Genomic DNA, 23,355 nt, shown 5'->3' on the forward strand with positions numbered 1-23,355 from the left:
TCAAGCCTTTTCGAAGATGGCAGCAATCCCCTGCCCGCCGCCAATGCACATCGTCGCCAGTGCGTAACGACCACCCACGCGCTGCAACTCATAGAGCGCTTTGGTGGTGATGATCGCGCCCGTCGCGCCCACCGGGTGACCGAGCGAAATGCCCGAGCCATTGGGGTTGACCTTGGCCGGGTCAAAGCCCAGTTCGCGGGACACTGCGCAGGCTTGTGCCGCAAAGGCTTCGTTGGCTTCGATCACGTCAAGGTCGGCGACCTTCAAGCCGGCACGCTTGAGCGCCATGCGGGTCGCCGGCACCGGGCCGATGCCCATGATCTCGGGCTCAACCCCTGCGTGCGCGTAGGTCACCAAACGCGCCAGCGGCTTAAGGTTGTGCGCCTTTACCGCCTCACCGGTGGCAAGCACCACGGCAGCGGCGCCGTCATTGATGCCCGAGGCGTTGCCCGCCGTCACCAAGCCATCTTTCTTGAACACCGGCTTCATCCGCCCGAGCAGATCGGCCGTCACGTCGCCGCGCACATTTTCGTCGACCTTGAACATCGTCGGACCTTTGCGACCAGGCACTTCAACGGTGACGATCTGGCTGTCAAAACGGCCTTCGGCGATGGCGCGCGCCGCGCGCTGCTGGCTTTCGATGGCCAGCGCGTCCATGTCGTCACGGCTGATACCAAACTTGGCCGCCACATTCTCGGCGGTGATGCCCATGTGAAAGGCCTGGAACGGATCGTGAAGAATGCCGACCATGTAGTCGAGCATCTTGGCGTCGCCCATGCGCGCGCCCCAGCGACCGGCCGGCATCAGGTAGGGCCCGCGGCTCATCGCTTCGGCGCCGGCACCGATGGCAATCTCGGCATCGCCGAGCAACAGCGTCTGCGCCGCTGAAACGATGGCCTGCAGGCCTGAGCCGCAGAGCCGGTTGACATTGAAGGCCGGGGTTTCCTTGGGGCAACCCGCCTGCATCGCCGCGACACGGCCCAAATAGGCATCGCGGGGTTCGGTCGGAATCACGTTGCCCATGACCATGTGCCCGATGTGCTCGGGAGCCACACCAGCGCGGCTGATCGCTTCACGCACCGCCACGGTGGCTAGATCGCACAGTGGCATGTCTTTGAGCGAGCCCCCAAAACTACCGATGGCAGTGCGGGCGGCGGAGACGACGAAGACTTCTTTCTGGCTCATGGTTCACATCCTTGACGGGTCAGCATTGAAGGCCCACACCCGATGTGGCACGGGTCTGGGTTGGGGCGCTCAGTGTTTGACACCGAACGCAACCCTTGCATTTTTTCATAAATCGTAGGCAAGCATACGAATACAGGGCGCTGTGGTTATCGGCCATGTCCGGCTTAACGGGCGTCAGCGCCGTGGTTTGGCCGGCCCGGCCACTCGACGTGTTCGGCCTGGGGCCGTGGGTCGGGCACCGCCGGGCTTGGTCTTGCCACCGCGTGCGGGCTTGGCAAATCCTGCGTCCGCGGCCTCACGCGCACGGCGCGCTTTTGCCGAGCTTGGCGCGTCGCCCGGTTTGACCGGGCGCTTGGGCGCTGCGCTGATGGTGCTGCGGCTGCGTGTGCCGGGCGCGGTTGGCGCATCGATCAGCGCATCCAACCCCACAGCCTTGAGCAAGGCATTGCGCTCGGCATCGGTGGCCTCGCGAAAACCGCCGGCCTTGATGCCGCGACCCAAAACCAAGGGCCCGTAGGCCGTGCGAATCAGCCGGCTGACCTGCAGCTTCTGCGACTCGATCAATCGCCGCACTTCGCGCTGACGTCCCTCGTGCAGGGTGGCGCTCCACCATTGATTGGCGCTCACGCCCTCTTCATTGAGCCCCGGCGCGAGTGAATCGAACTTGGCGCGGTGCCCGTCAATCATCACACCGGTGCGCGTCAGGGTGGTGATGATCTCCGGCGTGATCTCGCCCAGCACCCGCACGGCATATTCGCGGGTGATCTCATGGCTGGGGTGCATCAGCCGCTTGGCGAGTTCGCCGTGGTTGGTGAGCAGCAACAGGCCAGAGGTGTTGATGTCGAGTCGGCCCACCGTGATCCAGCGGCCACTGACCAGATTCGGCAGCTTGCGAAAAATGGTGGGTCGGCCTTCCGGGTCATCACGCGTCACCACCTCGCCGACCTTCTTGCGATATAGCAACACCCGCAACGGCTCGGTGCGACGTGCGGGCGTGAACAAGCGGCCGTCGACCTTGATGCGGTCTTTGGCCTTGACCTTCTGCCCGGTGATTGCCGTCGCACCGTTGACCTCGATGCGCCCGGCCTCGATCCAGCGCTCAATCTCGCGACGGCTGGCCAGCCCGGCGTCGGCCAGCACTTTCTGCAGGCGCTCGTTGGATGGCTCGCTCAATGTCGGGTTGCCTCGTCAGTCTCGTCGGTGAAATCGTCGTTGTCGTCATCGACATCGGCGGCAGGGCTGTTGCTGAGTAGCGGACCCTGGGCATTGAGCCGCAGCAGCGCCGCCTCAAGTTGCTCGGGGTCTTTGATGGCGGGCAACTCGGGCAACTGGTCCAGGTTGCGCAGGCCCAGGTCGTTGAGCAACTGCGATGTGGTGCCGAACAGCGACGGTCGGCCCGGCACTTCCTTGACGCCCACCTCGCGAATCCAGCCACGCTCCAGCAGGCTGCGCATGATGCCGGCCGACAGGCTGACGCCGCGAATTTCTTCGATGTCACCGCGCGTGACCGGTTGTTGGTAGCAGACGATGGCAAGGGTCTCCAGCAGCGCGCGCGACAGCTTGGCCGGCTTTTCCTGCCAAAGCCGCGCGACCACTGCGTTGTGGACGGGGCGAATCTGCAACCGCCAGCCGCTGGCGACTTCGACCAGTTCCACCGCGCGGCCCGAAAGCTGGGCATCGAGCGCCGCCAGCGCGGCGCGCACCTCGGCCTTGCTGGGCGCGTCAGGCTCGGCGAGCAGGCGCTGCAGCGCGTCCAGCGGCAGTGGCGCATCGGCCGCCAGCAGCAACGCTTCGAGCATCGAGGCCCATTGTCCAGAGGCGATGTCCAGCGGTGCGGGGTCTTGATCAGGCAGCATCGTCGGTGACGTTCTGTGGGTGGGCGCGGTCGAGCAGGATGGCCTTGAAGGGTGCGTCCTGCACCAGTTCGATGAGGTTGCGTTTGACCAGTTCGAGCACGGCCAAAAAGCACACCACCACACCAGCCTTGCCTTCGGCGAGGTCTAGCAGCGCCTCGAACGGCTGCGGCCCGGACTGCACCCGCTGCAGGATCTGGCTCATGCGCGCACGCACCGACAGCGGTTCGCGGGCGATGCGATGGTGGGTGAACAGCACGGCCCGGCCCATCACCTGCTGCATGGCCAGCAGCAGTTCGCGCAGCACCAGCGGCGGCAGCTCGCCCTCAGCCGGCGCCGCATCAACCCGGGCGGCCGCAACAAAGCGGTCACGGCCGACGCGGGGCACGGCGTCGATGTGTTCGGCGGCGACTTTGAAGCGCTCGTATTCCTGTAAGCGGCGCACCAGCTCCATGCGCGGGTCTTCGACCTCGCCCTCGTCGCTGGGCGGCGGGCGCGGCAACAGAATGCGCGACTTGATCTCGGCCAGCAGCGCAGCCATCACCAAGTACTCGGCCGCCAGCTCCAGCCGCAGGCCCTGCATCAACTCAATGTAAGCGACGTACTGCTGGGTGATCGACAGCACCGGAATGTCGAGAATGTCGAGGTTCTGTTTGCGGATCAGATACAGCAGCAGATCGAGCGGACCTTCAAAGGCATCGAGGATGACTTCGAGGGCATCCGGCGGGATGTACAGATCTTCGGGCAGGCGCGCCATCGGCTCGCCGCGCACCCGGGCCAGCGGGGGCAAATCGGCCGCCGGGGCGAACAGCGGCAGGTCGGTCGCGCCCGGCGCGGCATCGGTCATCGCGGGATGAAGCCCAGCGCGTCGTGCACGCGGCCCAGCGTGATCGCCGCCTTCTTGGTGGCACGCGCAGCGCCGTCTCGCAGCACCTGCTGCAGGTAATCCGGCGCGGCACGAACCTCGTGGTAACGCGCCTGAATCGGCTCCAGCAATGCCACCACGCGCTCGGCCACCTCGCCCTTCAGATGCCCGTAGCCCTTGCCGTCGAAGCGGGCTTCCAGTGCCGGCATGGTTTCGTCGCTCAGCGCCGCCAGCATGCTCAGCAGATTGGACACGCCCGGTTTGTTGGCCACGTCAAAACGGATGGCGTTTTCGGTGTCGGTGACGGCGCGCTTGATCTTGCGGGTGATGACGGCCGGCTCGTCGAGCAGGTAGATGGCGTCGGTTTCGGCATCGCCCGACTTGCTCATCTTCGCCGTGGGGGTCTGCAAGCCCATGATGCGCGCGCCCACCGGCGGGATCATCGGCTCGGGCACGGTGAAGACCGGACCGTGCACATTGTTGAAGCGCAGGGCGATGTCGCGCGTCAGTTCAAGGTGCTGCTTCTGATCATCGCCCACCGGCACGCGCTCAGCCTGATACAGCAGGATGTCGGCGGCCATCAGCACCGGGTAGCCAAACAAGCCAGCGTTGATGTTGTCGGCGTGCTTGGCCGACTTGTCCTTGAACTGCGTCATGCGGTTCAGCTCGCCCATCTGGGTGAAGGTGTTGAGCACCCAGGCCAGTTCGGCGTGCTGCGGCACGTGGCTTTGCACGAACAGTACGTTGTGCCTCGGGTCCAGCCCGCAGGCAATGTACAGCGCCAGAAATTCGTGGCAGCGCTCCCGCAGCAAGGCCGGATCTTGCCGCACGGTGATGGCGTGCAGGTCAACCAGCATGTAGTAGCAGTCGAACTGATCGTGCAGCCCCAGCCAATGCTTGAGCGCGCCCAGGTAGTTGCCAATGGTCAGGCGACCGGATGGCTGGATGCCGGACAGCACGGTGGGGCGTTTCTCGACACTCATGGGACACAGGCACCTGAACAATTGAACCGGCTCTGCCGGTAGGGGGGCCTCGGCCGCCCTGAAACGTGGCAATGGTGGGCCAAGACCCACCCGGCAAAAACTAATAGACGGTCGCGGGGTCCAGCCCGAACAGCGCGTACAGCCACCCTTCGGCCAGCCCCAGCGGCACGGCGATGACCTGCCCGAGTATGCCCATGGCCAGCAGCACGATCAGAATCAGCAGCCCGTAAGGCTCGATACGGTCGAGCAACCGCGCACCGTTGGCGGGCACCAGCCCGGCCAGCACGCGGCCGCCGTCCAGTGGCGGCAGGGGCAGCAGGTTCAGAATCATCAGCACCAGGTTGATGATGATGCCGGCCACCGACATCAGGCCCAGAAATGTCCAGACCGGGCTGTCGGCGCCGAAGGTCAGCGCGGTTTTCAGCAAGATCGCCCAGCCCAGCGCCATCACCAGATTGGCTGCGGGCCCAGCGGCCGCGACCCAGGCCATGTGCTGGCGCGGCTTGTGCAGATTGTTCATGTTGACCGGCACCGGCTTGGCCCAGCCGAACAGAAAGCCGCCGAGAAAGAGCAACACCGCCGGCACCACGATCGTGCCCACCGGGTCGACGTGACGAATCGGGTTCAGCGACAGGCGGCCGAGTGCCGCCGCCGTGTTGTCGCCCAGAGCGCGCGCCGCCCAGCCGTGGGCGACTTCGTGCAGGGTGATGGCGAACAGCACCGGGATCGCCCAGATGCTCAGCGTTGTGAGGAACTGCGCGGGGTCGGTCATTGCGCGGTGATCCAGTCTGCGGCGCGCTGCAGCCGCGCCAGGGTGCGCTCGCGGCCCAGTAGCGCCAAGGTTTGGTCGATGGGCGGCGACACCGCCATGCCGCAGCAGGCCACGCGAATCGGTTGGGCCACAACCCCGAGCTTGACGCCCAGCGCCTCACCCACCTGTTGGACCACCGCGTGCAACGGCTCGGCGGACCAGTCGCCGACGCCACTGAAGCCCTCGATCAGCGCCTGCAACACCGGCATGGCTTCTGGCTTGAGATGTTTGGCGGCATCCTTCTCGACATACTGTTCGAAATCACGGTAGAAGAAGGCCGATTTCTCGGTCATCTCCACCAGCGTGCGGCAGCGTTCGCGCTGCGCTTCGATCACCGGCGCCAGCGCCGGGCCGGCGGCCGGGTCGATGCCGGCGTTGCGCAGGTGCCAGTCGAACTCGGGCTCGACGACGGCCAGCGGCGCGGTCTTCAGGTACTGATGATTCACCCAGTACGCCTTTTCCATGTCGAAGCGCGCCGGGCTCGAAGAGACGTGATCGAAGTCGAACAGCGCTTCCATCTCGGCGCGGGTGAACAGCTCTTGGTCGCCGTGGCTCCAGCCCAGACGCACCAGGTAGTTGAGCAGCCCGTCGGGCAAGAAACCCATGGCGCGGTATTCCATGACACCCAGCGCGCCGTGGCGCTTGGACAGCTTGGCGCCGTCGCCACCCAGAATCATCGACACATGCGCGTAGGCCGGGGGCGTGAAGCCCAGCGCCGTGAACAGATTCATCTGCTTGGGGGTGTTGTTGACATGGTCGTCACCCCGAATCACGTGGCTGATGCCCATGTCGGCATCGTCCACCACCACACAGAAGTTGTAGGTCGGCGTGCCGTCGCCGCGCGCGATGATCAGGTCGTCAAGTTCGCGGTTGGCAAAGCGCATGTCGCCCTTGATCAGGTCCTTGACCACCACCTCACCGTCCAAGGGGTTGGCGAAGCGGATCACCGGCGCCACACCGGGCGGGGGCTCAGGCAAGCTTTTGCCCGGTGCCGGACGCCAGCGACCGTCGTAGCGGGGCTTTTCCTTGCGCGCCTGCTGCTCGGCGCGCAGGGTGTCGAGTTCTTCGCGACTGGCGTAGCAGCGGTAAGCGCTGCCGTTGGCGAGCATTTGTTCGATCAGTTCGGTGTAGCGCGGATAACGCGCGGTCTGGTAGACCGGCTCAGCATCACTGGTCAGGCCCAGCCACGCCATGCCCTCGAAAATGGCATCCACGGCCGCCTGGGTGCTGCGTTCGCGGTCGGTGTCTTCAATGCGCAGCAGGAAGCGTCCGCCGTGACGGCGCGCGTACAAGTACGAAAACAGCGCGGTGCGCGCGCCGCCGATGTGCAGATAACCCGTCGGCGACGGAGCAAAACGCGTCACAACCATGACCATGACCACTCAGAACGAAGCGCGTGATTCTAAACTACGCGGCCTACCCACCCCGGCTTGATGTCTTGCATGGCCACCCTGTTTGTTGACCATTTGACCGTCATCGACTGCGCCTACCTGGACCTGCAGCGCGGCCTGGTGGGTGAAAGCTGGATCGTCGACCTTGAACTTGAAGGCGATCTGGACGCCCAGTCGATGGTGTTGGACTTCGGCGAGGTCAAGCGGCGCATCAAGCGCGCCATCGACAGCGGCCCGGACCACAGCCTGCTGGTGCCGCGCAACGCACCGGGCGTCCGCCTCGACCTTGGGGATGGGCAGCGCACGCGGCTTTCGGCCGACACGGCCATCGGCCCGATTCACCTTGATGTGCCGGCGGTCAGCATCACGCCCATCCTCACCGACGTCATCAACGCCGCGTCGGTGGCCGAACATTGCGAGACCTTGCTTCGCCAGGGGCTGCCCGCTTCGGTGACCCGCATCACCCTGCACCTGCGCGCCGAGGCCATCGACGGCGCCCACTACCACTATGTGCATGGCCTGAAAAAACATGACGGGGCCTGCCAGCGTATCGCCCACGGTCACCGGTCCCGGCTCGAGATCACCGTTGGCGGCGCTCGCGACGCGGCGCTGGAAGCACAGCTCAGCGAGATGCTGCGCGACGCTTATATCGTCAGCAATGACGACGTCATCAGCCTCACGAGCAGCGAGTTGCACACCGCCTACGACGCACCCGAGGGTCACTTCGACCTGCGACTGCCGCGCGCCGCCGTCACCCGGATCGACAGCGACAGCACGGTGGAATGTCTGGCCGACTGGCTGCTCGTCGAGGCCAAGCGTCGCCGGCCCGGCGCGTCCATCACGGTGCGCGCCTTCGAGGGTGTGCAAAAAGGTGCGATCGCGCGCTGTACGGCGGCCAAGCCGTGACCAAAGGCGCAAGTCGTCCAGAAATGCGGACAGCCCACTTGGGGGCGCTTTGCTAGACTCGTTCCTGTGTCTTCCCAAACCCTGATCTTGATGAATCGACCCGTGCGATGGGCCCTGATTGCCCCAGCGTTGCTCTGCTTCGGCCCAGCACTGGCCCAGCACGCGGCCCCAACCGAGCCGGCATTGCTGGAGCGCGATCAGGTCACCGAACAGCTGCGCCTTGAAACCCTGCGGTTCAACGCGGCGGCCCAGGCGGTTGAAGACGATGTGCGCTATCCCCCACTGACGCGCACGGCGGTCTACCTCGGCGTTGAACTCGACGACCTCCTGGTGTCTGAGGCGGCAATACAGATTGACGACCGACCGACCGTGACCGTGAAATTCGAACGCAGCCAAGCCGTCGCACTGTTGCGCAGCAGAGGTCTGCAGCGGTTGATGCTCGCCAATGTCGACCTCGGCACCCACCGCGCCCGCCTGAGCCTCACCGGGCAGTACGCCAGCGCTGACGCAGACGCTGCACCCGTGGTCATGGAGCGAACCGTGGAATTCGACAAGCTGCCCAAAACCACCTCCGTCGTCTTCCGCGCCCTCAGGACCAAACCGGTGCGCGGTCAGGCGGGCAAGGCCTTTATCGAACGCATCGTCAGCCGACCGGATCTCGATGTGCAGATTCTGCGCGAGCAACCCTGATGCGTTCACCATCACCGACCCCCTGGCATCGACTTTTTTTTCTGGCCGGCGCTTTTGCCGTCCCGACGTTCGCGCAGACGGTGCCGGGGATCGAGCCCGACCTGCCCTACAGCGAGCAGCCAGGCGTCGAACGGACAGCCGGCGATGACCCCTCACTGAGCGACCCCGAGGCAATCGGCTACTACAAGGCCGGCAGCCCCCAGGATGTCAGGGTCAAAACGGCGCGGGCCCTGGCCGCTGAGAAGCGCTACATGAGCGCGTCCATCGAACTGATCGGCACCGCCGGCGGCAAACCGCTCGACGAAATGCCCGAAGAATTCCAGTGGCTGATGGGCGACGCCTACATGGGCTTCTCAGTGCTCGAAGCGCGGCGGCTCTACCGCTTGGCCGGGGTCGGCAGCAACGACAGCGTTCGTTACGCGCGCACGCAAATGCTGATTGCGGATCAGGACTTCCGCCGCGGTCGCTTTGACGCCGCACTGCGCACCCTCAATGCACTGCGCGACAGCCTGCCCGAAGCTCAGCTCAACGCCTGGAAATACCAGGTCACCCGCGTGCTGCTCGCCAAGGGACAATACGGCGACGCCATCCAGATGCTGCAGGAGCTGGTCGAAACCGATGACGGCAGTCGCTTTGACCCCTTCGTGCAATACAACCTCGGGCTGGCGCTGATCAACGATGGCCGCGCGCTCGAGGGCCGGGACACGCTGGACCGGGTGGGTCGCATGCCGGCGCGAACCGAAATCGAACACGCCATTCGCGACCGTGCCAACTTGGTGTTGGGTTGGCATTTTCTGCAGAACGAGCAGGGCGGCACCGCCAAGGCAACCCTGCAACGCATCCGCGCTGAGGGCGCTTCGTCCAGCCGCGCGCTGCTGGGCCTGGGCTGGGCTGAGCTTCAGCCACGCGGTGATCGACAGATCCGCACCTCGCGCCTTGAAGACGAAAACGACCCGTTCAACAGCCTGATGACCCTCGGCGGCGTGCTGCGCCCTGGCTTCATTGAAGACGGTGTTTTCCGCCGTTCGGGCTTTGCCATCTATTCGCGCGCCAAGATGGGGGATGACGAAGAAGAGTCCCTACAGCGCGCGCTCGCGGCCTGGACCCAATTGATGGACCGCGATCCCATGGACCCGGCGGTCCAGGAAGCGGCGCTGGCCATCCCGTACACACTCGACCGCATCGGGGCCTACACGCAGGCGCTTGAGTATTACGAGAAGGCCATTGACCTGCTCGAACTCAACCGCAAGCGCCAACGCGCCGCGCAAGAATCAATCGAGAGCGGCGTGATGCTCAACACCCTGGTGCTGCGCGACGCCAATGACGAATCCAGCCGTGATTGGCAGTTGCGCGACCTGCCCGACGTGCCCGAAACCTACTACCTGCAATCGCTGCTGGCATCTCATCGCTTTCAGGAAGGGCTGAAAAGCTACCGCGACCTTCGCCTGCTGGGCCGCACGGTAGAAGCCTGGCAAGACCGCCTCGACCGGGTGCTGCACATCTATCGGCGAAACAACCGCGAGCCGGTCGAACCCGAACTGCTGTTCGCCGCCGCCAAGCTGGACCGCAAACCGGTGCGCGAAGACATCGTGCTGACACTCAAGGCCGACCCAACGCTGGCCCCGCCAGGACGCTATCAACGGCCACCCGATTTTGAGGCCGAGGATGCGGTTCGACTGCGGCCCGCCACCGTGCCGGGACGCTTCAGCGGCAGCTACGAACAGGCCGTGCAATTACGAGACGAGGCCAGCGTGCTGCAGCGTCAACTCGAACTGGCGGTCAACGAACAACTGCTGGTGCTCAACGACATCGCGCTCAGCGAATTGTCAGAGCAACAACTGACCATCGAGAAGTACCTGGTCGAAGCCCGTTTTGCACTGGCCCGGCTCTATGACCGAGAGCGGCAAACCCCGGGCCCGGCGCCAGAATCAGAAGACGAGGCGCCCTGACACTCATGGCTTATCGCTTGCTCAAACAGACTGCGTCACTGGTCACCCTGCTGGTGTTGGTCGGCTGCGCGGCGCGCGGCATCGACCCCGGCCCCAGCGTCGGCGACGTCATGCGCGGCCGCGAAGCGCCTGACCCCGAAGTGCTGCCGATCATCAAGTCGGAGCCCATCGCCAGCGACCCACAGCGTGCGATCGACAACTATCGTGAGCTGCTTGAGTTGGAGTCGGACCGCCAGACCCGCGAAGAGGCCCGGCGACGGCTTGCCGACCTGCAGGTGCGCATGGCCGACGCCGAGGGCGCCACCGAGGCGGCAGCCGAGTCGATGACCGAGTCGGTTGCCCTGTATGAGTCGCTGCTCGCTGAAAACCCCGACTCGCCCGACAACGACAAGATTCACTATCAATTGGCGCGCGCCCACCAGAACCTCGGCGACACGCCGGCCGCCATCGATTCCCTGGCCGACCTCACCGCCGAGTACCCCGAAAGTGAGCTGCTGGGCGACGCCCGATTCCGGCGTGCCGAGCTGCTGTTCTTCGAATCCCGCTATCCGGAAGCCGAGGCTGAGTACGCCGAGGTCATGGCGCTGGCCGACGCCACGCCCTTCCATGACATCGCGCAGTACAAGCTTGGCTGGTCGCGCTATCGGCAGTCTCGATATGACGCAGCGGTCGAGGTGTTCATCGAAATTCTCGACCGCGAACTGCCGCCCGGCGAAGCGTATGACCTCGAGGAAGCGCTGGCCGATGTTGACAGCGAAAAGGTCGACTACACGCGTGATTCCATCCGGGTCATCGGACTCGCCTTTACCCAACTCGGCGGCGGCGAAGCCGCGAATGACTATTTCGCCCGCGAAGGTGACCCGCGATTCTTCCCGCTGCTCTACGCCTCACTCGGCGATCAACTGCTTGAGCGCCAGCGCTACACCGATGCCGCCGAGGCCAACGCGGCCTTCATAGAACGACACCGGCAACACCCGTTGGCACCGACCTTTCAGGAACGCGTCATCGCCGCCAACGACGCGGGTGGCTTCAACCAACTGGTGGTCACCGAGAAGCAGCGCTACGCCGAAACCTACGATCCCGACGCCGCCTATTGGCAAGACCGCGCACCCACACCCGAGGTGCTGACCGCACTGCGCGGGCACCTCGGCGACCTGTCAGCCCACTTTTATGCCAGCGGTCAGCGCGGCGACGAGGCCTCGGAGGCGACCGACGAATCAACGGAAGGCGCCGATCGCGCCTCCGACTTCATGACGGCAGCCGGCTATTACCGACGCATCATCGAGGTTTACCCGCGCGACGAAAAGGTCGCCGAGATGAACTTCCTGCTCGGTGAGTCACTGTTCAATGGCGGCAAGCCTCTCGAGGCGGCGCGCGAATATGAGCGCACGGCTTACGACTACCCCAAACATGATCGCTCGGCCGAGGCGGGACATGCTGCGGTCCTCGCCTTTCAGCGCCATGCCGAGGACCAGCCGGCGGCGTCGCGGCCAGAAGCGCTCGACCTGGCAATTACCGGTGCCCTTCGCTTCACCGAGGCGTTTCCGTCGCATGGTGAAGCCCTGCGCGTCACCACGCGTGCGGCCGAAGACCTTTACGAGCTCGAGCGTTACGACGAGGCCATTGACGTCGCCCAACGGGTCATCAGCCACCCCAGCGAGGTCGACTACCGCCTGATGGGCAGTGCCTGGGCGATCACCGCGGACAGCCACTACGCGCTCGAGCAATATCCCGAGGCTGAGAAGGGGTTCATCGAGTCGCTGAAAATCATGTCCGATCGGGCCGAAGAACGGCCGGAGACCATCGAACGGCTCGCTGCCAGTGTCTACAGGCAGGGCGAAATCGCCCGTGAAGACGGCGAATTGCGGCAAGCGGTCTTCCATTTCCTGCGGGTGAAAGAAGTCGCACCCTCGGCCGATATTGTGGCCACTGCCGACTTTGACGGCGCCTCGACGCTGTTCGAACTTGAAGACTGGGTGCAGGCTGCGCAAGTTATTGAGGCCTATCGCCAGGACCACCCGGACAGCGACCGCATCGCCGACGCCGACAAAATGCTGGCAACCGCGTATCAACGCGACGAAAAGCCTTTCGAAGCCGCGACGGTCTACGCCCGAATTGCCGATCGCAGTGGCGAAGCCCCCGACGTGCAGCAGGAATCCGCATGGTTGGCCGCAACGCTTTACGACGCGTCAGACCGCGACCCAGCAGCAGCTGCTGCCGCGTTCGAAAAGTATGTCAACGCCTATCCGCGACCGGTTGACCGCGCCATGGTGGCGCGCCAGCGTCTGGTCGAAGAGGCCAGCGCCAACAACGACCGCAGCGCCCGAGAGCGCTGGCTTCGCGCCATCGTTGCCGCAGACGCCAGTGCTGGCGCCGAGCGCAGCGACGAAACCCGCCTGATGGCCGCAGAGTCGTCGCTGGCGCTGGGCCAGGCCCTGGCAAGCCAGACCGCCACCATGCGCATCACCCTGCCCCTGAACGAATCGCTCGCGGCAAGGCGGCAATCGATGGAAGAGGCCGTGGCCATGCTCAATCAGGCCGCCGGCTTTGGCTTTGCAGAAGTCACCACCGAAGCCACACGGCAGCTTGGCGCGGTATACCTGAGCTTTGCTGCCGCACTCAACGAATCACAGCGGCCCGACAATCTCGACGCACTCGCCCTGGAGCAGTACGAACTGCTGCTCGAGGAACAAGCCTTCCCGTTTGAAGAGCGTGCGATCAAAACCTTCGAGGCCAACCTCAAGCGCATACCGCAGGGCATATACGACGACGCCATTCGCGACAGCTATCGCGAACTGGTGAAAATCGCCCCGGCGATCTACGGCCGCAACGAACGTGGGATTTCGATCTATGAAGCCTTCCGCTAAGCCGCGCCGCGCGGCGCTGGCGGCCCTGCTGGCCGCAATGGTGCTGGCCGGCTGCGCCGCGCCGGGCGGGCGTCAGGATGCACCCGACGAAACCATCGACCCCGAAGAGAGCGTGGTCGGTGACGCGGGCCAGACCGTCGAAGAACGCTACCTTGAGGCGCTGGACCTGATGCGCCGCAACCAGTTTGACGATGCGCGCGCAGCCTTTGAAGCACTGGCCGAAGACGCGCCCGACGCCTCGGGCCCACCGACCAATCTGGGCATCCTGCAGCTGCGCGCCAAGCGTCTGCCTGAGGCGCGCACCGCCCTGAAGCGCGCTGTCGACATCAACCCCGCCAATGCCGTGGCCTGGAACGAACTGGGGCGCACAGAGCGTCAGCTCGACAACGCCGAGGCGGCCCGCGATGCCTACCAACAGGCCATCGCGCTCGACGAAACGCTGGCCGAAGCGCACCTGAACCTCGGGCTGGTCCTCGACCAACCCCTGAACGATGCGCAGGGCGCACTGACTCACTATCGCCGCTATCTTGAACTCAGCGGCGGCGATGACCTGCGCGTGCTGGTGTGGATCGCCGAGCTTGAACAGCAGGCCGACGCCGCGACCGAAGCGGCCGAAGCCACCGAATCCGAGGCCCCGTCACCATGACCCACATGTTTCCTGCCAATTTGCGCGGCCCGCTCGGTGTCGTGGTTTTCGCAGCCGCTGCTGCGGTCTTCGCGCAGGAAGAGGGCCCCGCCGTCGACACCTCCAACCTCGGCGGCGAACGCCCGGCCGTCGAGTCAGCGACCGACGCCACCGCCCAGCGTCCATCTGAATCCGCGTCGGGCGAACAGGCTGGCACGGTAATTGTTGGTGATCGTGAGTCCCCCATCGGGCTTTACATCATGCCGTGGCGCGACAGCAGTGCGGCGGCCGACATGGACCGTCCCGCGCGGTTGGTCGAAGCCAATTTGCTGCCCATCGACCGCCCGGTTTTTTTACGGGAGCTCCAGTACCATCGCGCGCTGAGCGGCGCCTTGGCAGAACGCAATCAGGTCACACCTGACGTGCCCATCGACACCCCTTGACACCCCACCTGACGGCGCCAGTCGTCATGGTCCCTGTACATCTTTCGAGAGTCATTCTTCATGGACGTATTCGCCACCATCATCACCTTCTTCCAGCAGGGCGGACCTTTCATGTATCCGCTCCTGATCGTCATGGTCATCGGCCTGGCCATCGCGCTTGAGCGCTTTCTCTACCTGCGGCGCGCGCGTCGCGAAAACCGCCGGTTGTGGGACCAACTGCTGCCGCTGCTCAACCAGGGCGACTATGAGGCGGCCGAGCGTGCCGCCACCAACTCAGAAACCGCGATTGGCAGGGTGCTGGGTTACGGGCTGGCACGCTCCAAGTCAGCGTCCAGCCGTGCCGACGTCGAAATGGCGATGGAAGAGTCGCTGATGGAAGTCACGCCGCTGCTCGAACGGCGCACCCACTACCTCGCCACCTTTGCCAACATCGCAACGCTGATGGGCCTGCTGGGCACCATCATCGGCCTGATCGAGGGCTTCACCGCGGTCGCCAACGTCAATCCTGCCGAGAAGGCGGACCTGCTCTCGGCATCGATCTCGGTCGCCATGAACACCACGGCGTTCGGGCTGATGGTCGCCATCCCGCTGCTGCTGCTGCATGCGGTGCTGCAATCCAATGCCAATGAACTGGTCGAGAACGTCGAAATGGCGGCGATCAAATTCCTGAACAGCTTCGGGTTCAAAAGCTAAATGATTGGACGCCTGCGAAAGGCCCGCCGGGTCGACGCCGAAGAGCTCAACATCACGGCCTTCATGAATTTGATGGTCGTGTTGGTGCCGTTTTTGCTGATCACCGCCGTGTTCACCCAGATGGCGGTCAAGCAGCTGAACCTGCCCGACAACTCCGAGTCGCAACCGCTTGACGAAGAACGTCGCAGCCTGACCTTGTTCGTGCGCGAGGACGCCCTGACCCTGGAAGACAAGGCCGGGTCGGTGCGCAACTGGCCGCGTCAGGAAGACACCGATTTCGCCTTCGAAGCAGTCAACCGCGTGCTGGCCGAAATCAAGAACGCCGAGCCGGGTGAAGACAGCATCACGCTGATGATCGAGCCTGGCATTCCCTACCAGACCGTCATTGCCGCAATGGACGCCGTGCACTATTTGCCGGCCGCCGGTGATGGCGTACTGGTCGACATGTTTCCGCGCATCTCGGTCGGCGAAGCCACGCCCATGGAGCAGGCACCATGATTCGTGGCGCCTCGATCCGCAGCCAGCGCATCAGTCGCCGGGCGACCAATTCACGTCGTGTACCCGGCCTGAATTTGGTGTCACTGATGGACATCTTCACCATCCTGGTGTTCTTTCTGATGGTGAACAGCGCGCAGGTTGAAGTGCTGCCCAACGCCAAGGCGATGACCCTGCCCGACTCGGTCAGCACCGAGAAGCCAAGCGAACACATCTTGCTGACGCTGTCGCGCGAAGACCTTCAGATCAACGGCCGCGTGGTCATGCGTCTCGATGAAGCGGCCAACAGCTCCGGCGCCATCATCGAGCCTCTGAAAACCGTGTTGCTGACCACGCCACTGCAAGCCGTCGAAGGCGGCACGCCGGGGCAAGTATCGCGTGGTGAAGTCAACATCATGGCCGACAAGGACACCCCGTTTCAGTTGATTCGTCGGGTGATGGCGACCTGCACCGACGCCAATTTTTCGCGCATCTCGCTGGCGGTGATCACCCAGTCGCCCGGAGCGTCGGAATGAGCGCTCACGCGATCCGCTGGCAAAGCTGGGAACTGGCCGAAGATGCCGACCGCCAGTTCCGCCGCGTGCTGCTGGCCTGCGCGCTTCCGGTGTTGGCCTTCATTCTGATTCTGCCGTTCCTTAATTTGACGGGCCTGACGCCCGGCGGCGGCAGTTTCGCCGGCGAGCGTTATGTCGAGCTGATCAGCGAGCGCGAAGACGTGCCGGTTGCCGAAAAAACCGAAGAGGCCGCGCCTGCCGAAGAGGACCAGGAAGACCCCATCGAGCCGGAAGCCGAGCCCGACCCTGAACCGGTCGAAGAGGTGGTTGCCCCCCAAGCAACCCGCGCCCCGCAGCCGGTGCCGACGGTTGACCCCGCCATCGCCCAACAGCATGCCGAAGCGCGTGCCAACGAGGCGGCACGCCAGCGCGCACAGGAGGCCGCGTCAGCGTTCGACCAGCTGTCACCGCTACGCGACAACACCCTGACCGGCATCGACCCCTCGCAACCGCTGACCTCATCCACGGTGGTCGGCTCACGCGGTGGCAGCGGCTCGGGCTCGGGCACTGCCGCCAACCCTGACCGGGTGGCCGAATCGGCACAGACCCGCAGCAGCGGCATCCAGACACCGGGGGCCGGTCAGACCCGCCGCACCGACGCCGGTACTGGCCTGGGCTCGCGCAACACCACGCAGCTTGAGAGCCCGGTCGGCTTTGGCGAAGATCGAACCCGTCCCGGCGAGGGCGGTGATGCCGTCGCTTCAGGGCGCACCCTGCAAGAAATCCAACTGGTGTTTGATCGTAACAAGGGGGCGATCACGGCCATCGTCAACCGGGCATTGCGTACCAATCCTGATCTGCGCGGCAAAATTGTCATCAACTTCACGATTAACCCCGACGGCAGCATCAGCAATCTCGAGCTGGTCAGCAGCGAGCTGGGTGATGCCGATGTCGACCGCCAGCTGCTGACCCGTATACAGCTGATGAATTTTGGCGCCAAGTCGGTTCCGGCCTTCCCGGTTCGCAACTACCCCATCGTCTTGCTTTAACCCGCGCGGTTTCATGCGGGCCATCTAACTAAAAAATAGGAGAGGCCAAGATGGGCTTCCTGAGCGGAAAAAAAGCCTTGATCACCGGCGTTGCCAGTGATCGCTCAATTGCAGTGGGGATCTCTGAGGCCTTCGCGCGCGAAGGTGCCGAGCTGGCCTTCACCCATCAGGGCGACCGTTTGAAAGGCCGGGTCGAAGACGTTGCCGCGCGCTGCAACAGCAAAATGGTGCTGCCGCTGGATGTGACGGACGACGCCCAGATTGCCCACGTCATGCAGGAGATCGAGCAGCAGTGGGGCGGCATCGATATTGTCATCCACTCCATCGGCTTCGCGCCCCGCGAACAGTTGCAGGGGCGTTACCTTGATGCGGTGACCCGCGAAGGCTTTGCGATTTCGCACGACATTTCGGCCTACTCGTTTGCCGCACTCGGCAAGGCGGCGCGCCCGCTGATGCAAGGGCGCGATGCGGCCATGCTCACCCTCACCTACCTCGGTGCTGTGCGCGCGGTGCCCATGTACAACGTCATGGGTCCCGCCAAGGCCAGTCTGGAGGCCAATGTGCGGTTCATGGCGGCCGATCTCGGCAGTGAGGGCATTCGCGTCAACGGCATCTCGGCCGGGCCGATCAAGACGCTTGCGGCTGCCGGCATCAGCGGCTTTCGCGACATGTTGTCCAGTGCCGCTGCCGCCAGTCCGCTGAAGCGCAACGTCACCATTGAAGACGTCGGCAACACGGCGGCCTTCTTGTGTTCCGACCTGGCGGCCGGCATCACCGGCGAAATTATCTACGTCGACGCCGGCTACCGCATCATGGGCATGCAGTTTCCCGGCCAGTAAGACCGTGCACCCCGCAGATAGCGCTGAATCAGGCCTTCGCGTCTGATTCGGCGATGCCGGTGTTGACACGGTCAGGCAGTACGTTTTCGCCTTCGAGGTGGGCCATCAGCACCGCGCCCACGGTGTCGCCAAACACGTTGACGGCGGTGCGGGCCATGTCGAGCACCCGGTCCACCGCCAGAATCAGGCCGACGCCTTCAAGCGGCAAGCCAACGGCCGTCAGGATGATGGCAATGGCAACCAAACTGGCAGACGGGATACCGGCCACCCCAATCGACGTCAACAACGCCAGGGCGACGATGGTGAACTGCGTGAGCACGCCCAGCTCCAGGCCATAGGCCTGCGCGATGAAAAGGGCTGCTGCGCACTCATAGAGCGCCGTGCCATTCATGTTGACGGTGGTGCCCAGAGGCATGACGAATCCCGACACCTTGGCCGACACGCCGGCTTCGGTCTGCAGGCGCTGCAGCGAGACCGGCAGGGTCGCGGCCGAACTACTAGTCGAAAATGCCGTTAACAACGCCGGTCCGACTGCTCTGAAGTGGCGCAGCGGCGACAGGCCGAATCCTCGCAGGATCAGCGGCAGCCACACCGCCATCTGAATCAGCAACGCGGCGATCACCACACCGAAGAACAGCGCCAGCGGCAGCAGCGCATCAAGCCCGGTCTGCGCCACGGTCTGGCTGACCAGCGCGAACACGCCCAGCGGGGCAAACCACATGATCAGGCCGGTGAGACGAATCATCACCTCGTAAATGCCCTGCCAGAAGCGCTCTTGCGACTGAAGCAAGCCTTCGGGCAGACGCGCCGCGAAATAGCCGAAGAGGATCGAGAAGAAGATCAGGCCGAGCATGTCGGCCTTGGCGGCTGCCTCGAAAACGTTGACCGGAATCATCCGCACCAGAATGTCGAGCAGATCACCCTGGCCGCGGTCTGACACGCTTTCAGTGACGCGCGCCGTGTCGGCCGAGAGCCCCAGCCGCTCACCGGCCGGCGCGCCGTCGATGATGCCCGGCGTGACGACATTCACCAGCACCAAGGCCGTGACCACGGCGATCAGCGTCGTCAGAAGAAAGTACAGCACCGTACGGCCGCCGAGGCGCGCCAGACCGGCGCCGTTGCCGATCCCGAGCAACGCGCAGATCATGGCCGACACGATCAGCGGGACGATCAGCATGCGCAGCGCGTTGAGGAACATGGTGCCGACCATGTCCATCAGCCGCAGAAAGCCGGGCACCTGGCCAAGCAGGGAGCCGGCCGCGAAGGCGGCCACCAGTGCAATCAGAATCTGCCAATGAAGTTTCATCAGCTGCAGCCTAGCAGGCACCCGCCCTCGCCCACACCAAGGCTTGTCTTAGCGTGCGTCAGGGCGCGTCGCCTTCGCTGGCCGAACGCCGCTGCTCAACCGGAATGACGTCGCGCATGCTCGCCTGGTAGGCGTCAAATTCGCGGCCGGCAAGCACGTCAGTGAACCGGTCGCGTGCGGCGATGCGGTCCGCCTCGTCGACGGTCGCCGGCCTGATGCCCGAAAACGCGATGATGGCGGCGTCACCGTTGGTTTGGTCGACCACGCTCAGACGCGGAGGGGCCCCTTCAGCGGGCGGCGGCAGCGTAAACAGTCGCCGCAGCACCGCCGCGTTGACGTTCTCGCTGTCGCGAGTCACCGCGCCGACCGTGCGATAGCTCAGTTCATGCTTGTCGGCCAGCGCGGAGAGCTCGTCGGCCGAAGCGATGGTGGCGGCCTCGTCCATGACCTGCTCGGCCAGCGCGAACGCCCTGGCACGCGCACCTTCCTGCTTCAATTCGGTGCGAATCTCATCGGCCACGGTTTCGAGTGCCTTCGAGGTGGGCGCCTCATAACCCGCTTTGCGCACGACGACGATACGACCGTCCGACAGCGCGATGGGGCGGCTGTTTTCTTCAGCGTCAATCAACTCCGGTGAGAACGCGACGTTGAGAATGCCGCGCTCGGCCAGAAGCCCAGCGCCGCCGTCGCGTGTAAACCACTCGGTCTGTTGCACTTCCAGCTCCAATGCCACGGCAACCGGCGCCAATGTGCTGGCGTTTTCAAACGCCAATTGGTCGAGTTGCTCCTGCATCTCCTGCATGCGCAAGGCGCGTTCGCGCTCGTGATAGCGATTCAGCAGCTGCTCGCGGACCCCTTCATCATCGAGGGTTCGCACCTGCTCGGCTTTGACTTCGGTGGCACGAATCAGGTGCACCCCGAACTCGGTCACCACCGGCTGGCTGATTTCACCTTCGTCCAATGCGAACAAGGCTTCTTCAAAATCGGGCGCCATCTGCCCCCGTTCGATCCAGCCCAGATCGCCGCCCTGGTCTTTGGAACCGGTGTCTGACGAAAATTCGGCGGCGAGCTCGGCAAAGTCGGCACCGCTGGCCAGACGCTCCCGCAGCTCGGCGGCCTGCTCGCGCGCCGCGTCCTCGTCGGCATCCAGTGGGATCAGAATGTGACTCGCACGCCGTTCTTCGCCGTTGATGAAACGCGCCTTTTCGGCTTCGTAAAGCGCTGCGAGTACCGACGGCTCGGGGTCTGGGCCCTCATCCATTGAGGCGCTGTCGAGCATCACGTAATCCAGCTTCACCCGCTCTGGCAACTGGTACTGCGACTGATTCTGCTCGTAGCGGGCGTTGATCTCGGCCTCGGTCGGCTCGATCTCGTCAACAAACCGTTCGGCCGGCACCACCATGAGACTCAGCGAGCGACGCTGTTGCTGCAAACGAATGTGATTGTCGAGCAGGGTATTGGGAATGGTGGCGCTGTCGAGCACGCCATCACGCATCTGGTCGATGGCCAGCGCATCGCGCAACTGGGCTTCAAACGACTCGGGGTCCATCCCCTGATTGGCAAGCACCTCGCGATACGCCTCCGACGAGAAGCGTCCATCACGCTGGAACGCCGGCAGGCTGCGCAGGTATTCCATGATCTCTGGATCACTCCCGCGATATCCGTTCTGCCGAGCGTACTGAAGCAACAGCGCTTCACGGGTCATGTCCTGCAGGACGGCGGCGCGGAAGTCGGCGGTGTTGATCATGTCGGGCCGAAAGTCGTCGCCCATCATCTGTTGCAGCTGCCGGAAGCGCTGATCAAACGCATTGCGGAACTGGGCATCGGTGATCTCGGTGTCGCCGACCTCAACCAGCACCGGGTCACTGCTGCCCATGCGGAACGATTCGATACCGACAAACGCGAACGGCACCGCGATCAGGCCCACGACAAACCACAAGACCCAGCCCGAAAGGCTGTCACGAATTGACTGAAGCATTGAAAGGGATGTCCTTCTAGGCAGCGCCGTCTACTGCGGCGGTTGGCGAATCAGCGAGTATAACGGTCGGCACGACAGCGCCGCCGGGGACCTATTCAAACGGGCACAAAAAAACCACCGCAGGGGTGGTCTCTGGTTCGCGCTGGATGGGCGGAGAACGATCAATTCAATGGTGGGCTGCCCCAGACTCGAACTGGGAACCTACTGATTAAGAGTCAGCTGCTCTACCAATTGAGCTAGCAGCCCGCATCATTAACTGATCAAAGGGAGTGGGGTGACCGACGGGGCTCGAACCCGCGACAACCAGAATCACAATCTGGGACTCTACCAACTGAGCTACGGCCACCACCGAGGGCGCGATTGTAGCCAAATCACTGGCGCGACGCACGCCTCATTTACATCGGGAATTAGGGTTTGTGCAGATCGGCGATTCAAAGGCCAAGCACCTCCAGCGGCCCGCTGCCTTGGCGAAGAATCTCCGGTGCATCGCCGGTCAGGTCGACCACGGTGGTGGGCAGGACACCGCAGTGACCGCTGGTGAGGACCCAGTCGACGTCACGGTCGAGTTGATCGCGCCAGTCTTCCGGCTCGTCGACGGGATGGTCTTCGCCCGGAAACTGCAGGGTGCATGAAATCAGCGGTTCGTTGAGTGCGTCGAGCAAGGCACGCGCCACCGGGTTCGTCGGCACGCGAATGCCGATGGTCTTGCGTCGCTCGTGGGCAATCCGTTTGGGCAAGTCCTTGCTGGCGGCCAGGACGAAGGTATATGCCCCCGGCGTTGCCGCCTTCAGCAGTCGAAACTGGGTGTTGTCGACGCGCGCGTAGCGGGCGATCTCGGACAGGTCACGACACATCAGGGTGAACTGGTGATGCTTGTCGAAGTTGCGAATGCGGCGCAGCCGATCCGCCGCAGCCCGGTCATCCAGATGACAGCCCAGCGAATAGCCCGACTCGGTAGGGTACGCGATGACGGCCCCGCCCCGCACCGCGTCCACCACCTGCCCGATCAGCCGCGCCTGCGGATTGTCGGGGTGCAGTTCGACCCAACGCGCGGCCATCAGACGATGATGCCGTCGGGCGGCGGCATGCTGTCGGGAATGAACAGGTCATCGACCAAAGGCGCCGTGCCTGCCTTGACGCGGTAAGCCGAAAAATCAGTGACGCCGTCCGCCGCCAGAACTAGGTCATCTATGCAGTGTTGTCCGGTGAAGGCGCGGCTGTCACGGGTCAACATCACGTGCGCGGCGTCGGCCATGATCGCGGGCGTGCGCGACTGGTCAATGACCTGCCCGGCGCCGGGGATCGCCTGCAGCGCGGCCGTGGCGATCATGGTGCGTGGCCACAAGGTATTGAAGGCGATCCCGTCGCGCTTGAACTCAACGGCCATGGCCATGGCGTAGACACTCATGGCGTATTTGGCGAGGGTGTAGGCCGTGTGCGGGGCGAAAAACGCCGGGTTGAGATCCAGCGGCGGCGACAGGTTGAGCACGTGCGGATTGCCCGCCTTCTTTAGATGCGGGATACAGGCACGCGACATGAAAAACGTGCCACGGGCATTGATGCCGTGCATCAGGTCGTAACGCTTGGGCTCGGTGGCCAGCGTCCCGGTTAGGCTGATGGCGCTGGCGTTGTTGATCAGGATGTCGATGCCGCCGAAGGTCTCGACGGTTTTGGCCACCGCCGCTTCGATCTGCTCGGTATCGCGAATGTCGCAGGCCAGCGGCAAAGCACGACCACCGGCTGCCTCAATTTCCTGCGCAGCACTGTAAATCGTGCCGGGCAGCTTCGGATGGGCTTCGACAGTCTTGGCCAGCACCGCAATGTTGGCGCCGTCGCGGGCAGCGCGCAGTGCGATGGCCAGCCCGATGCCACGCGATGCGCCGCTGATGACCAGGGTTTTGCCCGAAAGCGATCTCATGTGACCTCCAGCCGC

At 64.2% G+C, this 23,355-nt stretch carries 22 protein-coding genes and 2 tRNA genes; 11 read left to right on the top strand and 13 right to left on the bottom strand.

What is annotated here, in order from left to right; genetic code table 11:
* The 7 genes from U741_RS0112860 to gltX form a co-directional block, all read right to left on the bottom strand.
* Entirely contained in the window at positions 1-1,185 is a 1,185-nt protein-coding gene (locus U741_RS0112860; protein WP_029890860.1) for an acetyl-CoA C-acyltransferase family protein, read from the bottom strand.
* A gap of 174 nt (positions 1,186-1,359) precedes the next feature.
* Positions 1,360-2,358: a pseudouridine synthase gene (locus U741_RS0112865; protein WP_084154860.1), complete on the bottom strand. Its 999-nt coding sequence runs from the start codon at positions 2,356-2,358 to the stop codon at positions 1,360-1,362.
* Positions 2,355-3,041 (bottom strand): SMC-Scp complex subunit ScpB, encoded by a 687-nt coding sequence (gene scpB / locus U741_RS0112870; RefSeq protein ID WP_084154862.1) that lies wholly within the window; start codon positions 3,039-3,041, stop codon positions 2,355-2,357. The genes U741_RS0112865 and scpB overlap by 4 nt, the downstream gene beginning before the upstream one ends.
* The gene (locus U741_RS0112875; RefSeq protein WP_029890863.1) at positions 3,031-3,885 is read right to left on the bottom strand and encodes a segregation and condensation protein A; all 855 of its coding nucleotides are present in this window, start codon (positions 3,883-3,885) and stop codon (positions 3,031-3,033) included. Before U741_RS0112875 ends, scpB begins: the two co-directional genes overlap by 11 nt.
* Complete coding sequence (gene trpS, locus U741_RS0112880; RefSeq protein ID WP_029890864.1) at positions 3,882-4,886, bottom strand: tryptophan--tRNA ligase; 1,005 nt, start codon at positions 4,884-4,886, stop codon at positions 3,882-3,884. The genes U741_RS0112875 and trpS overlap by 4 nt, the downstream gene beginning before the upstream one ends.
* 100 nt (positions 4,887-4,986) lie before the next feature.
* Positions 4,987-5,658, bottom strand: a complete 672-nt coding sequence (locus U741_RS0112885) for a site-2 protease family protein (RefSeq protein ID WP_029890865.1) — start codon at positions 5,656-5,658, stop codon at positions 4,987-4,989.
* Positions 5,655-7,067: a glutamate--tRNA ligase gene (gene gltX / locus U741_RS0112890; protein WP_029890866.1), complete on the bottom strand. Its 1,413-nt coding sequence runs from the start codon at positions 7,065-7,067 to the stop codon at positions 5,655-5,657. Before gltX ends, U741_RS0112885 begins: the two co-directional genes overlap by 4 nt.
* Before the next feature lie 72 nt (positions 7,068-7,139).
* Here gltX and U741_RS0112895 point away from each other — a divergent pair, with 72 nt between their 5' ends.
* From U741_RS0112895 to U741_RS0112945, 11 genes are all read left to right on the top strand, one after another.
* Complete coding sequence (locus U741_RS0112895; RefSeq protein WP_029890867.1) at positions 7,140-7,994, top strand: 6-carboxytetrahydropterin synthase; 855 nt, start codon at positions 7,140-7,142, stop codon at positions 7,992-7,994.
* A 102-nt stretch (positions 7,995-8,096) separates the two neighbouring features.
* Positions 8,097-8,684 carry a hypothetical protein gene (locus U741_RS0112900; protein ID WP_029890868.1) on the top strand — a complete coding sequence of 196 codons (588 nt, stop codon included), beginning with the start codon at positions 8,097-8,099 and terminating at the stop codon, positions 8,682-8,684.
* Positions 8,684-10,633 carry a tetratricopeptide repeat protein gene (locus tag U741_RS0112905; protein ID WP_029890869.1) on the top strand — a complete coding sequence of 650 codons (1,950 nt, stop codon included), beginning with the start codon at positions 8,684-8,686 and terminating at the stop codon, positions 10,631-10,633. The genes U741_RS0112900 and U741_RS0112905 overlap by 1 nt, the downstream gene beginning before the upstream one ends.
* Before the next feature lie 5 nt (positions 10,634-10,638).
* A complete protein-coding gene (locus U741_RS0112910) occupies positions 10,639-13,500 on the top strand; it encodes a tetratricopeptide repeat protein (protein ID WP_052378799.1) in 2,862 nt (953 codons plus the stop codon).
* Positions 13,484-14,146: a tetratricopeptide repeat protein gene (locus U741_RS0112915; protein ID WP_052378800.1), complete on the top strand. Its 663-nt coding sequence runs from the start codon at positions 13,484-13,486 to the stop codon at positions 14,144-14,146. Before U741_RS0112910 ends, U741_RS0112915 begins: the two co-directional genes overlap by 17 nt.
* A 5-nt stretch (positions 14,147-14,151) precedes the next feature.
* Entirely contained in the window at positions 14,152-14,568 is a 417-nt protein-coding gene (locus U741_RS0112920) for a hypothetical protein (protein WP_029890872.1), read from the top strand.
* A 60-nt stretch (positions 14,569-14,628) separates the two neighbouring features.
* Positions 14,629-15,261, top strand: coding sequence for a MotA/TolQ/ExbB proton channel family protein (locus U741_RS0112925; protein WP_029890873.1), 633 nt, complete (start codon positions 14,629-14,631; stop codon positions 15,259-15,261).
* Positions 15,262-15,759, top strand: a complete 498-nt coding sequence (locus U741_RS0112930; protein ID WP_052378801.1) for an ExbD/TolR family protein — start codon at positions 15,262-15,264, stop codon at positions 15,757-15,759.
* Positions 15,756-16,271, top strand: a complete 516-nt coding sequence (locus U741_RS0112935) for an ExbD/TolR family protein (RefSeq protein WP_029890875.1) — start codon at positions 15,756-15,758, stop codon at positions 16,269-16,271. Before U741_RS0112930 ends, U741_RS0112935 begins: the two co-directional genes overlap by 4 nt.
* Complete coding sequence (locus tag U741_RS0112940) at positions 16,268-17,299, top strand: AgmX/PglI C-terminal domain-containing protein (protein WP_029890876.1); 1,032 nt, start codon at positions 16,268-16,270, stop codon at positions 17,297-17,299. The genes U741_RS0112935 and U741_RS0112940 overlap by 4 nt, the downstream gene beginning before the upstream one ends.
* 50 nt (positions 17,300-17,349) lie before the next feature.
* Positions 17,350-18,138, top strand: coding sequence for an enoyl-ACP reductase FabI (locus U741_RS0112945; protein WP_029890877.1), 789 nt, complete (start codon positions 17,350-17,352; stop codon positions 18,136-18,138).
* A gap of 28 nt (positions 18,139-18,166) precedes the next feature.
* Here U741_RS0112945 and U741_RS0112950 read toward each other — a convergent pair whose 3' ends face one another.
* The 6 genes from U741_RS0112950 to U741_RS0112975 form a co-directional block, all read right to left on the bottom strand.
* On the bottom strand, positions 18,167-19,444 hold the full coding sequence (locus U741_RS0112950) for a dicarboxylate/amino acid:cation symporter (protein ID WP_029890878.1): 1,278 nt from the start codon (positions 19,442-19,444) through the stop codon (positions 18,167-18,169).
* A 58-nt stretch (positions 19,445-19,502) separates the two neighbouring features.
* Positions 19,503-21,422: a SurA N-terminal domain-containing protein gene (locus tag U741_RS0112955; protein ID WP_029890879.1), complete on the bottom strand. Its 1,920-nt coding sequence runs from the start codon at positions 21,420-21,422 to the stop codon at positions 19,503-19,505.
* 170 nt (positions 21,423-21,592) lie between these two features.
* Positions 21,593-21,668 (bottom strand) — tRNA-Lys (locus U741_RS0112960).
* Between the two features lie 24 nt (positions 21,669-21,692).
* Positions 21,693-21,768: transfer RNA gene (locus U741_RS0112965), tRNA-His, on the bottom strand.
* Between the two features lie 85 nt (positions 21,769-21,853).
* Positions 21,854-22,480, bottom strand: a complete 627-nt coding sequence (locus U741_RS0112970; RefSeq protein ID WP_029890880.1) for an L-threonylcarbamoyladenylate synthase — start codon at positions 22,478-22,480, stop codon at positions 21,854-21,856.
* Positions 22,480-23,340: an SDR family oxidoreductase gene (locus tag U741_RS0112975; RefSeq protein WP_029890881.1), complete on the bottom strand. Its 861-nt coding sequence runs from the start codon at positions 23,338-23,340 to the stop codon at positions 22,480-22,482. Before U741_RS0112975 ends, U741_RS0112970 begins: the two co-directional genes overlap by 1 nt.
* Between the last annotated feature and the right edge of the window lie 15 nt (positions 23,341-23,355).

The organism is Polycyclovorans algicola TG408 (assembly GCF_000711245.1).
In the GTDB taxonomy this organism is placed as follows: Bacteria; Pseudomonadota; Gammaproteobacteria; order Nevskiales; family Nevskiaceae; genus Polycyclovorans; species Polycyclovorans algicola.

Excerpts from the sequence above, each read along its gene's own strand:
- U741_RS0112920 (WP_029890872.1), top strand. The coding sequence starts at position 14,152 with ATGTTTCCTGCCAATTTGCGCGGCCCGCTCGGTGTCGTGGTTTTCGCA.
- U741_RS0112950 (WP_029890878.1), bottom strand. The coding sequence starts at position 19,444 with ATGAAACTTCATTGGCAGATTCTGATTGCACTGGTGGCCGCCTTCGCG.
- trpS (WP_029890864.1), bottom strand. The coding sequence starts at position 4,886 with ATGAGTGTCGAGAAACGCCCCACCGTGCTGTCCGGCATCCAGCCATCC.
- U741_RS0112910 (WP_052378799.1), top strand. The coding sequence starts at position 10,639 with ATGGCTTATCGCTTGCTCAAACAGACTGCGTCACTGGTCACCCTGCTG.
- U741_RS0112970 (WP_029890880.1), bottom strand. The coding sequence starts at position 22,480 with ATGGCCGCGCGTTGGGTCGAACTGCACCCCGACAATCCGCAGGCGCGG.
- U741_RS0112905 (WP_029890869.1), top strand. The coding sequence starts at position 8,684 with ATGCGTTCACCATCACCGACCCCCTGGCATCGACTTTTTTTTCTGGCC.
- U741_RS0112955 (WP_029890879.1), bottom strand. The coding sequence starts at position 21,422 with ATGCTTCAGTCAATTCGTGACAGCCTTTCGGGCTGGGTCTTGTGGTTT.
- U741_RS0112935 (WP_029890875.1), top strand. The coding sequence starts at position 15,756 with ATGATTCGTGGCGCCTCGATCCGCAGCCAGCGCATCAGTCGCCGGGCG.
- U741_RS0112915 (WP_052378800.1), top strand. The coding sequence starts at position 13,484 with ATGAAGCCTTCCGCTAAGCCGCGCCGCGCGGCGCTGGCGGCCCTGCTG.
- U741_RS0112945 (WP_029890877.1), top strand. The coding sequence starts at position 17,350 with ATGGGCTTCCTGAGCGGAAAAAAAGCCTTGATCACCGGCGTTGCCAGT.
- U741_RS0112925 (WP_029890873.1), top strand. The coding sequence starts at position 14,629 with ATGGACGTATTCGCCACCATCATCACCTTCTTCCAGCAGGGCGGACCT.
- U741_RS0112930 (WP_052378801.1), top strand. The coding sequence starts at position 15,262 with ATGATTGGACGCCTGCGAAAGGCCCGCCGGGTCGACGCCGAAGAGCTC.
- gltX (WP_029890866.1), bottom strand. The coding sequence starts at position 7,067 with ATGGTTGTGACGCGTTTTGCTCCGTCGCCGACGGGTTATCTGCACATC.
- U741_RS0112885 (WP_029890865.1), bottom strand. The coding sequence starts at position 5,658 with ATGACCGACCCCGCGCAGTTCCTCACAACGCTGAGCATCTGGGCGATC.
- U741_RS0112875 (WP_029890863.1), bottom strand. The coding sequence starts at position 3,885 with ATGACCGATGCCGCGCCGGGCGCGACCGACCTGCCGCTGTTCGCCCCG.
- U741_RS0112860 (WP_029890860.1), bottom strand. The coding sequence starts at position 1,185 with ATGAGCCAGAAAGAAGTCTTCGTCGTCTCCGCCGCCCGCACTGCCATC.
- U741_RS0112940 (WP_029890876.1), top strand. The coding sequence starts at position 16,268 with ATGAGCGCTCACGCGATCCGCTGGCAAAGCTGGGAACTGGCCGAAGAT.
- scpB (WP_084154862.1), bottom strand. The coding sequence starts at position 3,041 with ATGCTGCCTGATCAAGACCCCGCACCGCTGGACATCGCCTCTGGACAA.
- U741_RS0112975 (WP_029890881.1), bottom strand. The coding sequence starts at position 23,340 with ATGAGATCGCTTTCGGGCAAAACCCTGGTCATCAGCGGCGCATCGCGT.
- U741_RS0112895 (WP_029890867.1), top strand. The coding sequence starts at position 7,140 with ATGGCCACCCTGTTTGTTGACCATTTGACCGTCATCGACTGCGCCTAC.